Source organism: Helicobacter pylori, from assembly GCF_003637685.1.
GTDB classification, from domain to species: domain Bacteria; phylum Campylobacterota; class Campylobacteria; order Campylobacterales; family Helicobacteraceae; genus Helicobacter; species Helicobacter pylori_CJ.
Window position 1 is genome coordinate 41,759 of record NZ_MVWW01000009.1, and the last position, 11,202, is coordinate 52,960.

At 38.4% G+C, this 11,202-nt stretch carries 15 protein-coding genes; 4 read left to right on the forward strand and 11 right to left on the reverse strand.

Annotated features, from left to right (window positions below):
* The first annotated feature begins 10 nt into the window (after nt 1–10).
* Complete coding sequence (gene gatC, locus EAL44_RS06815) at nt 11–292, forward strand: Asp-tRNA(Asn)/Glu-tRNA(Gln) amidotransferase subunit GatC (protein ID WP_121076162.1); 282 nt, start codon at nt 11–13, stop codon at nt 290–292.
* Between the two features lie 111 nt (nt 293–403).
* Here gatC and EAL44_RS06820 read toward each other — a convergent pair whose 3' ends face one another.
* Complete coding sequence (locus EAL44_RS06820) at nt 404–1,714, reverse strand: adenosylmethionine--8-amino-7-oxononanoate transaminase (RefSeq protein WP_121076165.1); 1,311 nt, start codon at nt 1,712–1,714, stop codon at nt 404–406.
* Between the two features lie 135 nt (nt 1,715–1,849).
* Here EAL44_RS06820 and EAL44_RS06825 point away from each other — a divergent pair, with 135 nt between their 5' ends.
* The 3 genes from EAL44_RS06825 (at nt 1,850) to ftsZ (ending at nt 6,098) form a co-directional block, all read left to right on the forward strand.
* Complete coding sequence (locus EAL44_RS06825; protein ID WP_121076168.1) at nt 1,850–3,313, forward strand: peptidylprolyl isomerase; 1,464 nt, start codon at nt 1,850–1,852, stop codon at nt 3,311–3,313.
* 15 nt (nt 3,314–3,328) lie between these two features.
* Nucleotides 3,329–4,810 (forward strand): cell division protein FtsA, encoded by a 1,482-nt coding sequence (gene ftsA / locus EAL44_RS06830; RefSeq protein WP_121076171.1) that lies wholly within the window; start codon nt 3,329–3,331, stop codon nt 4,808–4,810.
* A 130-nt stretch (nt 4,811–4,940) separates the two neighbouring features.
* Nucleotides 4,941–6,098, forward strand: coding sequence for a cell division protein FtsZ (gene ftsZ / locus EAL44_RS06835; protein ID WP_121076174.1), 1,158 nt, complete (start codon nt 4,941–4,943; stop codon nt 6,096–6,098).
* 375 nt (nt 6,099–6,473) lie between these two features.
* On the opposite strand, the gene EAL44_RS07995 is transcribed toward ftsZ, so the two are convergent.
* From EAL44_RS07995 to EAL44_RS08005, 10 genes are all read right to left on the reverse strand, one after another.
* Entirely contained in the window at nt 6,474–6,716 is a 243-nt protein-coding gene (locus EAL44_RS07995) for a hypothetical protein (RefSeq protein WP_240448909.1), read from the reverse strand.
* Nucleotides 6,701–7,132, reverse strand: coding sequence for a hypothetical protein (locus EAL44_RS08000; protein WP_240448911.1), 432 nt, complete (start codon nt 7,130–7,132; stop codon nt 6,701–6,703). The genes EAL44_RS07995 and EAL44_RS08000 overlap by 16 nt, the downstream gene beginning before the upstream one ends.
* Nucleotides 7,098–7,331 (reverse strand): hypothetical protein, encoded by a 234-nt coding sequence (locus EAL44_RS06845; RefSeq protein WP_240448912.1) that lies wholly within the window; start codon nt 7,329–7,331, stop codon nt 7,098–7,100. The genes EAL44_RS08000 and EAL44_RS06845 overlap by 35 nt, the downstream gene beginning before the upstream one ends.
* Nucleotides 7,313–7,846 (reverse strand): hypothetical protein, encoded by a 534-nt coding sequence (locus tag EAL44_RS06850; protein ID WP_121076177.1) that lies wholly within the window; start codon nt 7,844–7,846, stop codon nt 7,313–7,315. The genes EAL44_RS06845 and EAL44_RS06850 overlap by 19 nt, the downstream gene beginning before the upstream one ends.
* On the reverse strand, nt 7,833–7,964 hold the full coding sequence (locus EAL44_RS08075; RefSeq protein ID WP_276206210.1) for a hypothetical protein: 132 nt from the start codon (nt 7,962–7,964) through the stop codon (nt 7,833–7,835). The genes EAL44_RS06850 and EAL44_RS08075 overlap by 14 nt, the downstream gene beginning before the upstream one ends.
* A 51-nt stretch (nt 7,965–8,015) precedes the next feature.
* On the reverse strand, nt 8,016–8,840 hold the full coding sequence (gene mscS, locus EAL44_RS06855; protein ID WP_121076180.1) for a small-conductance mechanosensitive channel MscS: 825 nt from the start codon (nt 8,838–8,840) through the stop codon (nt 8,016–8,018).
* A 134-nt stretch (nt 8,841–8,974) separates the two neighbouring features.
* Nucleotides 8,975–9,166: a hypothetical protein gene (locus EAL44_RS07905; protein WP_121076183.1), complete on the reverse strand. Its 192-nt coding sequence runs from the start codon at nt 9,164–9,166 to the stop codon at nt 8,975–8,977.
* Nucleotides 9,167–9,302: 136 nt separating this feature from the next.
* Nucleotides 9,303–9,437: a hypothetical protein gene (locus tag EAL44_RS08080; protein WP_276206211.1), complete on the reverse strand. Its 135-nt coding sequence runs from the start codon at nt 9,435–9,437 to the stop codon at nt 9,303–9,305.
* Between the two features lie 509 nt (nt 9,438–9,946).
* The gene (locus EAL44_RS06870; RefSeq protein ID WP_121076186.1) at nt 9,947–10,318 is read right to left on the reverse strand and encodes a hypothetical protein; all 372 of its coding nucleotides are present in this window, start codon (nt 10,316–10,318) and stop codon (nt 9,947–9,949) included.
* Between the two features lie 62 nt (nt 10,319–10,380).
* Nucleotides 10,381–10,701: a hypothetical protein gene (locus EAL44_RS08005; protein ID WP_240448913.1), complete on the reverse strand. Its 321-nt coding sequence runs from the start codon at nt 10,699–10,701 to the stop codon at nt 10,381–10,383.
* Nucleotides 10,702–11,202 lie beyond the last annotated feature (501 nt).

The following is an 11,202-nucleotide window of genomic DNA, read 5'->3' on the forward strand; positions in this document are numbered from 1 at the left end:
AAGGAAAAGAATGCAAATTGATGACGCATTATTGCAACGCTTGGAAAAATTGAGCATGCTAGAGATTAAAGACGAGCATAAAGAGAGCGTTAAAGGCCATTTAGCGGAGGTTTTAGGCTTTGTGGAAAACATCTTCGCTTTAGAAACTAGCACGCTAAAAACGGATACGCATCTTAGCACGCCTTTAAGAGAAGACGAACCCAAAAACCAACCTAACATCGCCAAAGAGATTTTAAGCCACAACAAACACAGCCAGGATCATTATTTCGTTGTGCCTAAAATCATTGAATAGGTTTGATTGAATAGGCTTAATATCAAGTGAAAAGCTTGATTTTTAAAATCAAACAGACAAAAAAGCTATCGCTTGACTAAAATTAAGCTTTTTACTATTTTAAAAGGGCTTTCAGCCTTTTTTTAACTCATCAAGAATTTCCACTAGCCCCACAACCGCCTTTGTGATTTCTTCATGCGTGATAATATAAGGGGGCATGAGATAGATCGTGTTGTTTAAAGGGCGCAATAACAGGCCTTTGGTTAAAGCCTTTTTAAAAACCGCCAAACTCAAACGCTCTTTAGTTTGAATAAAGACTTCAAAGGCAAAGACCATGCCCAAACGCCTTAAATGAGACACCACTTGTCGCTCTATCAAGGGTTTTAACGCATTTTGGAGCGCGCTAAAAATAAACTCGCTCAAAGCCTTGTTTTTTTCAATAACATTTTCTTTTTCAAAAATATCCAGCGTGGCGTTCGCGCATGCGCATGCCAAAGCGTTTCCTGTGTAGCTGTGCGAATGCAAAAACGCTTTATTGTCTTCATAGGGGGCGTAAAATCGGTTATAAATTTCATTATGAGTTAACAACACGCTTAAAGGCAAATACCCCCCACTAATCCCCTTAGACAAACACAAAAAATCAGGCTCAATCCCGCATTGCTCATAAGCAAACATGCTCCCTGTGCGCCCAAACCCGGTAGCGATTTCATCAAAAATAATGTGGATGTCTTTTTGCTTGCACAATAAAACGGCTTGTTTTAAATACTTTGCACTATAAATATGCATATTCCCTGCACATTGCAAAAGAGGTTCTGCAATGAAGGCACAAATTTCTTCATGATGCTTATCTAACAAACGCTTTAAAGCGCTCAAACTATTTTCTATTTCACTATCGTTTTTAGGCACGGGTGTGGTGAGATTCTTGAGTAATAAAGGGGTGTAAGTGTCTTTATAAAGTTTCACATCGCCCACGCTTAACGCTCCCAAAGTCTCGCCATGATAGGAATTAGAAAGCGATAAAAAAAGCTTTCTGCGGTGCGTTTGGTTTTTTAAAAAATGGGCGTGATAGCTCATTTTCAAAGCGATTTCAATACAAGATGATCCATTATCCGCATAAAAGCATTTGTCCATACCGGTGAGCTGGCAAAGCCTTTGAGAGAGCGTGATAATGGGCTTATGGCTAAAAGAAGCCAAAAGGACATGCTCTAAATCATCAATTTGATTTTTGAGCTGCTGGCTGATGTAGGCGTTATTATGCCCAAAAAGATTCACCCACCATGAGCTGATCAAATCCATGTAAGCGTTATCGTTAAAATCATAGAGATAAATCCCTTGAGCCTTTTTAATGGGGATAATGGGGAAATTTTGATGCTCTTGCATTTGCGAGCAAGGGTGCCAAAGGTATTCTAAATCCAAAGCGGCCAGATTTTCTTGAAAATTCATGTTAAAAACCCTCTATAAATAAGGATAATTTTAATAACCTTTGGTTAAAATAAGGTTATTTGATTTTACTATAAGGTTGTTTAAACCTGAATTTCATATTTTTTTTTGATTTTTTAAAAAGGGATTAGAGTTCTTATGATTGAATGGATGCAAAATCATAGAAAGTATTTAGTGGTTACAATATGGATAAGCACGATCGCTTTTATTGCCGCCGGAATGATAGGTTGGGGGCAATACAGCTTTTCTTTAGATAGTAATAGCGCTGCCAAAGTGGGACAGATTAAGATTTCTCAAGAAGAATTAGCCCAAGAATACCGCCGCCTTAAAGACGCCTATGCTGAGTCTATCCCTGATTTTAAAGAACTCACTGAAGATCAAATCAAAGCCATGCATTTAGAAAAAAGCGCTCTAGATTCGCTCATCAATCAAGCCCTATTAAGGAATCTCGCTTTAGATTTAGGGCTTGGCGCTACAAAGCAAGAAGTGGCCAAAGAGATCAGAAAAACAAGCGTTTTTCAAAAAGATGGTGTTTTTGATGAAGAATTGTATAAAAATATCTTAAAGCAAAGCCATTACCGCCCCAAGCATTTTGAAGAAAGCGTTGAAAGGCTTTTAATCCTTCAAAAAATCAGCGCTCTCTTCCCCAAAACCACTACCCCTTTGGAGCAGTCTAGTTTATCGCTTTGGGCAAAATTGCAAGACAAATTAGATATTCTTATCCTAAACCCTAATGATGTTAAAATCTCTCTTAATGAAGAAGAGATGAAAAAATATTACGAGTCCCATAAAAAGGATTTTAAAAAGCCCACAAACTTTAAAACACGCTCTTTATATTTTGACGCTAGTTTGGAAAAACCTGATTTGAAAGAATTGGAGGAATACTACCACAAAAACAAGGTGTCTTATTTGGACAAAAAGGGGAAATTACAGGATTTTAAAAGCGTTCAAGAGCAAGTCAAGCATGATTTAAGCATGCAAAAAGCGAATGAAAAAGCCTTAAGGAGTTATGTCGCTCTAAAAAAAGCGAACGTGCAAAACTACACCACACAAGATTTTGAAGAAAACAACTCCCCCTATACTGCTGAAATCACGCAAAAACTCGCCGCTCTCAAGCCCCTTGAAATCCTAAAACCAGAGCCTTTTAAAGATGGTTTTATTGTGGTGCAGCTCATCTCTCAAATTAAAGACGAATTGCAAAATTTTGATGAAGCCAAAAGCGCTCTTAAAACCCGCCTAACTCAAGAAAAAACCCTTATGGCGTTGCAAGCTTTAGCTAAAGAAAAGCTTAAGGATTTTAAAGGGAAAAGCGTGGGCTATGTAAGCCCTAATTTTGGAGGCACTATTAGCGAACTTAACCAAGAAGAAAGCGCTAAATTTATCAACACCCTTTTTAACCGCCAGGAAAAAAAAGGGTTTATCGCTATTGGTAATAAAGTGGTGCTTTATCAAATCACAGAGCAAAATTTCAACCACTCCTTTAGCGCAGAAGAAAGCCAGTATATGCAGCGTTTAGTCAATAACACTAAAACGGATTTTTTTGATAAAGCGTTGATAGAAGAATTGAAAAAACGCTATAAGATAGTCAAATACATTCAATAAATGCAAGGGGAAATCATGGAACATAAAGAAATCGTTATAGGGGTTGATATAGGCTCTAGAAAGATTTGCGCGATAGTGGCTGAATTTAAAGAAGGGATTTTGCGCATCATTGGCACAGCCCATCAGGACTCCAAAGAAATCAATTCAAAAGCCATTAAAAGAGGGCGTATCAATAGCCTTGCTCACGCTTCTAACGCCATTAAAGAAGTGATCAATAGCGCTAAAAAAATGGCAGGTTTGAACGCTGATGAAGACAGGAATAACCCCATTTCCTCCTTTAGAGAATCGTATTACCCTAAAACTAAAGCGATTGTTTCTTTTTCTGGGGCTTATACTGAAAGCATTAGAGATATCACCGGTGTGGCTAGCACTAAAGATAATGTGGTTACTATAGATGAAATCAATCGCGCTATCAATAACGCATGCGCTAAAGCAGGCTTGGATAACGACAAACACATTTTGCATGCCCTCCCTTATCGCTTCACTTTAGACAAACAGGAAGTGAATGACCCCTTAGGGATGAGCGGGACTCGCCTAGAAGTCTTTATCCACATTGTCTATACAGAAAAAAACAACATTGAAAATTTAGAAAAAATCATGATCCAATCTGGGGTAGAGATTGAAAACATCGTGATCAATTCTTATGCAGCCTCGATTGCCACCTTGTCTAATGACGAAAGGGAATTGGGCGTGGCTTGCGTGGATATGGGCGGAGAGACATGCAACCTTACGATTTATAGTGGCAATTCCATACGCTATAACAAATACTTACCCGTAGGCTCTCACCATTTGACTACGGATTTATCGCACATGCTCAATACCCCATTCCCTTACGCTGAAGAAGTTAAGATCAAATACGGGGATCTTTCTTTTGAAAGCGGAGAAGAAACGCCCTCTCAAAATGTCCAAATCCCTACCACCGGCTCGGATGGCAATGAAAGCCATATTGTGCCGCTTAGTGAAATCCAAACTATCATGAGAGAAAGGGCTTTAGAAACCTTTAAAATCATCCACAGGAGCATTCAAGATAGCGGTTTAGAAGAGCATTTGGGTGGGGGCATTGTGTTAACCGGTGGGATGGCTTTAATGAAAGGGATCAAAGAATTAGCCAGAACCCATTTCACTAATTATCCGGTGCGTTTGGCGGCCCCTGTGGAAAAATACAATATCATGGGCATGTTTGAAGACTTGAAAGACCCTCGCTTTTCAGTCGTGGTTGGCTTGATTTTATACAAAGCAGGGGGGCATACCAATTATGAAAGAGACTCTAAAGGGATTATCCGCTACCATGAAAGCGATGATTACACAAGAACAGCCCATCAATCAAGCCCTACCCCCCATATCCATTCATCGCCCACAGAAAGGAATTTGAGCGATTTAAAAACCTCTAACGCTCCTTTAAACACCGCTAAAAACGATGACTTCTTGCCTATAAAACCCACCGAACAAAAAGGTTTTTTTAAAAGTTTCCTTGATAAGATTTCCAAACTCTTTTAAGATACAGCCATTTCTTTATGCGATAAAAACGCCTTGATAGTTATCAAAAGCCAGAAAACATGGTATAATCCTTTAGCTATTTATCAAAGTTTAAGATTTGCAAAAATCGTATCTCAAGGGGAATGTGGCTATGGTTCATCAATCAGAGATGGAAAATTATAATATTGGTCAAGCAAGCATTGAAGAAGTAAGCGATCCAGCTTATAAAGGGGCTAAGATTGTCGTCATCGGTGTTGGAGGTGGGGGGTCTAACATGATTAAACACTTGGTTGAATACGGCGTGCATCAAGATGTTACCCCCATTGCAACAAACACTGATGGCCAACACCTCAAAAACAATCCCGCTCCGGTTAAAATCCTTTTAGGCAAAGAATCCACTGGAGGTTTAGGCGCTGGGGGAGTTCCTGATATTGGTAGGAAAGCCGCTGAAGAAAGTGCTAATGAAATTAGAGAAGCGATTAAAGACGCCAAATTAGTCATTGTCTCTACAGGGCTTGGCGGAGGGACTGGGACTGGAGCCACCCCTACTATCGTTAAAATCGCAAAAGAAGTGGGAGCGCTCACGATTGCTATCGTTACCAAGCCTTTCAAATACGAAGGGTCTCAAAAAAGCAAGAAAGCCGAAGAGGGGTTAAAGGAGTTGGAGCAATCTAGCGATTCTATTTTGGTTATCCCTAATGATAAAATTCTTTTGACCATGAAAAAAAACGCCAGCACTAAAGAATGCTATAAAGAAGTTGATGATGTCTTGGTTAGGGCTGTGAGCGGTATTTCTACGATCATCACTAAACCTGGTGATATTAATGTTGATTTTTCTGATTTAAAAAGTGCTCTTGGTTTTAAAGGCTTTGCGTTAATGGGTATTGGTGAGGCCACTGGCGAAGAATCCGCTAGATTAGCGGTGGAAAATGCGATCCAATCGCCTCTTCTTGATGACGCTTCTATTGATGGGGCTAAGAGCATTATTGTCTTTTTTGAGCACCACCCTGATTATCCTATGTATGCTTATTCTCAAGCTTGCATATCTATTCAAGAACGAGCCAATCAAGATGTTGATGTTAAGTTTGGCCAACACACGAGCGAGAGTATCCCCATTGATCATGTGCGCGTTACTATCATTGCAACCGGTGCTGAAAGAAACAGCGGTGGAGCGGGTTTGGAATCTATCGCTACGCCCTCTCAGCCTGTGGTGAAACAAACAAGAAAAGTGGGTAATAGCGATTTTTTAAGAATCCCTACTGAAGAAGAACTATCCACACCCACAGCCATAAGGATCCAACAAGATTAATTTCAGATCTCGCTTTTTCCCCTATTTTTATAGGGTCATAATAAAGCGGTTTGTTGGATTTGCTCTCATTTATTTTTTTAGAATAAAATTAAAAAGCTTTGATTTTAAAACTTTGATTTTTCGGTGTGCTGACTTTTAAAGCGTTTAGGGGATTTTATAAAGCACTTAAAGGGGAATATCCCAAAGCACCCCCTAGTTAATGAAACGCTAGAAACCCATTTGGCAAAAACCAAGGGCTTTATTTTTCACACTCACCACCCCTAAAACTATACGCCCCGTTATGAATTTGTGAGGTCAATGCATTTTTGACTTGATTGAGTTCTGCATTCTTAAGGACGGATTTGGGGGACTTCAATGACTAGCTGATTGAAATCCTCACCGCTTTATCAATCTCAAAGATAAAATCATATAAGTGGTGTCTTTAATCAAAGCATAAACTAGGTCTATGTTTTCTGTTTGTCTTATTGCTAATAAGGTGTCGTGGGATAATTTCGCGCTCACATTGATGAGCTGATTGAGTAGGTCTTGTTCGTTAATGGAACAATACCCAGCGTTAGTATCAAATTGATTAGTTTTAAGGGGTTTGGGTTTGTATGTGTTATCTAGAACGCTATCCATATAGTAAAGGAAGCGTTCAAGTCGTAGGAGTATCCAGGAACCCACTTGCTCCAATTTTCCCAACCACCCCTAGTTCCTCTTATTTTTCTCTGCCCGTTCTCTATCAAATTGGCTTTTAATTTAGCAAGAACACTGTTAGCGGTAATGTCTTTTTGTTCGGTTGCCTTATAAGTTCTTGCTATACTTTCATAGGTAGAGAACCCAAACCTAGCGGATTTAGATTTATCATCTCTTTTGATTTTATCTTTTTTAGTTTCGCTGTAGCTGTGTTTAGCAACGCTACGCATAAACTCCGTGAAAGCAATCAAAAAGTCAGGGTTTGACTGACCATTAGGTAAGGCTTCATCAGCGATAGAGTTCCTAAATTTAGGGTCTTTTAATTCAGCAAAGGGTTCTCCAAGTCTTGTTTTTTCCATCAAGCATCAAGTAGGAGTAAGGGGTAGTGCATATTAAAGTGAATACAGCCCCACGCTTATCTTTAGGGCTGTTGATAATAATGCTGTCTTGGTTGAACTCCCTACCCAAATTCACTATGATGTCTTTGAACTGATTTTTATTAGGGAATGGTTTGAGTTCAAAACAAATGAAGCTAGTTTCTATGTTAGCTTGTGGCATACCTGCTTCTCTGTATAACCTTTAACAATTTTGTATCCTATGTAGCCCTTGTATAGGTCTAGATTTTTTCTCAACCACTTGGTTCTTTTTTCGTTATCAGTGTTAGTGAGCATAAAGGGTTTTAAAAGGGCTTCAACTTCCTCTTTTTTCTCGCCTTCTGTTGTCGCATTCAGTTCTAAAATCTTGGTGGCTTCTTTTAATCCATAATCCGCAATAATGGCTTTATCGTTATAAGTTCTACAACCAGAGGTAACTGCTACTGGGCAATTTAGCATCCGATCGCATAATCGGCTCATAGATAAAGCGGTGGCATTCATTTTTTGAGCCATAGTCAAATCATCATAATACACTAGGTTATTGTCTCTTTTTGACCTTGTGTTTAAAACGGCTCTTAACGCTGACTTTTTCTTATCATACTCGTTTAGTTGGACTGATAGGGATTGGTTAGGATTGACAGAGATTTTAAAGAGAGGCAGTTGGCTTCTAGCTTCTTTATATTCCTTAAAGGCGAGCATCAATGAGAGATGATAACGAATGGGAATTGATAGGGTCTTTTTCATTATCAATCAAGTTAGACTGGGTGCGTTTAGAATTATTAGCACCGATGAAAAGGTTTTTAAAATCGCTTGACATAGGGTCTCCTTAAAATTCAAGTATCACTACAATCAACGCACCTCACACCAATCACTTAGAAGAGTCTTGATTTTTAATAGCAATATCTAGCTTGTTGAAAGGGATTTCAATGTGGTTAGCGTCTAGGGCGTTTTTGATGCGTTCAATGAGTTCGCTTCTCACATTAAAGATCCCATCTTCAATCTTTGCCCAAACCCTAATGGTGAAATTCAATGAACTTTGTCCAAAATCCGTGATCCCAATAAAAGTGGGCATGTTTTTATCAATTTTTTCCATTGCGTCAATAACATCTTTTATAGTCTTATGCACTAGTTCAATATCGCTCCCATACCCTACCCCACAAACCCATTCAATGCGCCGGCATGCCGTGTTATTGCTATTAATAATATTAGAATTAGCGACACTTCTATTGGGTAAAACCGCCAAGCGTCCGTCATGCAAGCGTAAAGAAGTGTTAAAAAAATTAAGTGCTTCTACTTTGCCCTCTAGGCCAGAGATTTCAATAATGTCTCCTTTTTTGAAAGGGTGTAAAATAATAAGGATTATCCCTCCAGCAATGCTTGAAAGATAATCTTTTAAAGCCAACGCCACAGCAATCCCCACCGTTCCTAAAACAGTGATAATAGAGGTGGTTTGCACGCCTAGCGTGCTGAGCGTAATGATTGTGGTGATGATAAGGATTAAGATAAAAGTAACCTGTGCGACAAAATTCGCTAAAATCTCATCCTTTTTGGATAAAAATTTCATGGTTTTTTTTTGTAAGAAAAACGAAAAATAAAAACCTATACAAAAGACAATGACAGCCTTGATCAAGATTATCCCAAAATGCTTTGCTTGCGGAAAAAAATCCACTAACAGCGTTTTAATTTCATCCATAAATTTTTCCTTGCAAATCACAAAATCGCTAAAAGAGACAAGATAACTTACCCTTATGTAGCTAATTTTGACATGTTAGCATGTTTAGGACTAACCTTATTACCACAACTCAAACGCTCAACCCAATGCCAGTGTCAAAGGGATTGGCTTTTAGCACGCTGTCTAATAAAGAAGGGTTTTTTAGTGTTGAACCTAGAGATTACTTTGCACACACCCCCTACTTGATGACTGCCGCTTACTTTATGGCAATGGTTTTTCCCTAGCTTGGCTTTAATGGATTTTATCGTTACGCTATCAACAGATACCGCTCTATAAGATTTTCGCATAAAAGCTATGGTGTGTTTAAAAGCCTCTGAGTAATTCTTTAAGAATTTAGGGGAATTGGGGCTTTCTCAATTTTGGTCAATGTTGATGCGATTAGCAATCTTAATTTTTTGACCCCTTTTATAAGGCTTATAACCTTCACCCTTCCTTTTTCTCAAAGAATGCGGATTTTAAAGGAGTAGTGAAAGACAACCACGCTTCAGAGCTGTTGCTAATAGAATACACCACGCTATCTTGTTCGTATTGGTATCCTAGCTCTCTAATAATTGTCAATAAATCCACACACCTAATGCGTAGATAAGAAAACTAGGCTCTTTACTGCCTTGATAAACGCCATTGACTTTAATGTAACCGATTTTTGGGTATAGCTTTTTAATATCCGCTTCTCATTCCTTGTTTCTTTGGGCATTCTCTGTATCGCTCATTAGGTGTTTAGAAAAGATAGCACCAACAGACCCACCTATAATAATCCACGATCATATCAGCGGCGGTATCAAACCCGTAATCTTGCCATAAGCTCAACTTAAACCCTCTGTTAGCTGAAAGACACAAGCACTCATCGTTATATAGATGTTTATATAATCTAGAAAGGAGCGGTTATGCTGTATTTTTCTTTTTTAGTCAGCTCATCAAGCGCCTTTAAGTTAGGGTTATTCATAGCTTCACTTAAGGTCGTTTTTAAAGTCGGTTTTGATTTTGTAAGTTCTCATAGCATTGATGAGGCTTTGATTGACTTTATCGCTTGTAATATTAAGTTTTTTCATGGGTTAGTTCCTAGAACGCTATCCAACCTGAACGCCTTTTTCATATCCACATAACCGGAAAGCGCCTATTACCCCACCCGTTGCGCTAGTTTTCATTCTATTAGCGTCAAGTTTGACTTTTAAACTCTGTAAGGTGTTTTCGGCTATTTGTGTGGGTTTATAGAGAAAGAACTTCTTTCCGTATATTTTTGAATAAGCACTTTGGAATGATTTAGTGCTAGGGTTCATATCTTTACCAAAACTGACAAGCTCTGATTTTCCTATTAACTGACCGAATTTACATTTCCTGTGTATTTTGCCAGAGAAGTCATAAGCCTCAACCCCATCAAGGTTTGGTGTGGTGCAAATGAGACTAAATCTAGCATAAACCTTACCGCCTTTTTCTACCATTTCAGGACACCACGCAATGCTGTCTTGCTCGAATTTGTTTCCTAATTTGATGAGTTCTGCTCTTAAATCAAAGCGATGGTCTTTGAGCGTATAGACAAAAAAGAAACTTCATTACTAGGAATATCGCTAGCTTTTTCTTGGCAAGAACCTACAATAGTAATAAATCCCACTTTAGGGTATAAGGCTCTCAACATTGCTTTGAGCTGTTTTGTTCGCTTCATATTGGTTTCTCTAGTATAACTTCCCCTGAATGCTGAAATAGTTCCGCATTGACCCTCCGCCATATGCTTATACAACCTAGATAGACCCGCAGCGCTCAAGTCAGCCCTTTCTTTAGGGGATAAGTTAATGACCGCTTCTATATTAGGGCTACTCGCTCTCAATTTAGCAAACTTTTCAGCTGTCCCATAATGATTAATTCAGGTTCAGTGCCATTCTTTAACTCTGACTTTTTAACATTTCAAAACCACTAGACATTGACTACCTTTTCAAATTTATTTATTATAGTTGTTATCTTACACTAATTATATAGGGATAAAAACCCAAGAAACTAAAAAATACCGATACTATATAAAAAAAGCTTCTTAAACAAAATAAAACATACCAATGCGTGTTATCAAATCATTAAAAACAATAAAAAAACTTAAACAAAATAAGCAAACAAAAACCTTTGAATAAAACAATAAACCCCCAAACCAAAACAACTAAAAATAAAAAAATGAAAAAAGCAACAGAAAAATAAAGCACTAAAATATAATCAATAATGAAATCAAATAAAAAGCAAGACTAAAAAACATTTCCCTATCCCTGCACCGACCTACATTCCCACTCTTGAAAAGAGCAGTATTATCAGCGATGAAGAGCTTGACTTCCAGGTTCGGAAT

Bases quoted from the DNA above. Each gene is read 5' to 3' on its own strand.
- EAL44_RS06870 (WP_121076186.1), bottom strand. From the start codon at position 10,318: ATGGTAGAAAAAGGCGGTAAGGTTTATGCTAGATTTAGTCTCATTTGC.
- ftsA (WP_121076171.1), top strand. From the start codon at position 3,329: ATGGAACATAAAGAAATCGTTATAGGGGTTGATATAGGCTCTAGAAAG.
- EAL44_RS06825 (WP_121076168.1), top strand. From the start codon at position 1,850: ATGATTGAATGGATGCAAAATCATAGAAAGTATTTAGTGGTTACAATA.
- mscS (WP_121076180.1), bottom strand. From the start codon at position 8,840: ATGGATGAAATTAAAACGCTGTTAGTGGATTTTTTTCCGCAAGCAAAG.
- ftsZ (WP_121076174.1), top strand. From the start codon at position 4,941: ATGGTTCATCAATCAGAGATGGAAAATTATAATATTGGTCAAGCAAGC.
- EAL44_RS06820 (WP_121076165.1), bottom strand. From the start codon at position 1,714: ATGAATTTTCAAGAAAATCTGGCCGCTTTGGATTTAGAATACCTTTGG.
- EAL44_RS07995 (WP_240448909.1), bottom strand. From the start codon at position 6,716: ATGGATAGCGTTCTAGATAACACATACAAACCCAAACCCCTTAAAACT.
- EAL44_RS08075 (WP_276206210.1), bottom strand. From the start codon at position 7,964: ATGTCAAGCGATTTTAAAAACCTTTTCATCGGTGCTAATAATTCTAAA.
- EAL44_RS08000 (WP_240448911.1), bottom strand. From the start codon at position 7,132: ATGGAAAAAACAAGACTTGGAGAACCCTTTGCTGAATTAAAAGACCCT.
- EAL44_RS06845 (WP_240448912.1), bottom strand. From the start codon at position 7,331: ATGCCACAAGCTAACATAGAAACTAGCTTCATTTGTTTTGAACTCAAA.
- gatC (WP_121076162.1), top strand. From the start codon at position 11: ATGCAAATTGATGACGCATTATTGCAACGCTTGGAAAAATTGAGCATG.
- EAL44_RS06850 (WP_121076177.1), bottom strand. From the start codon at position 7,846: ATGCTCGCCTTTAAGGAATATAAAGAAGCTAGAAGCCAACTGCCTCTC.
- EAL44_RS07905 (WP_121076183.1), bottom strand. From the start codon at position 9,166: ATGCGAAAATCTTATAGAGCGGTATCTGTTGATAGCGTAACGATAAAA.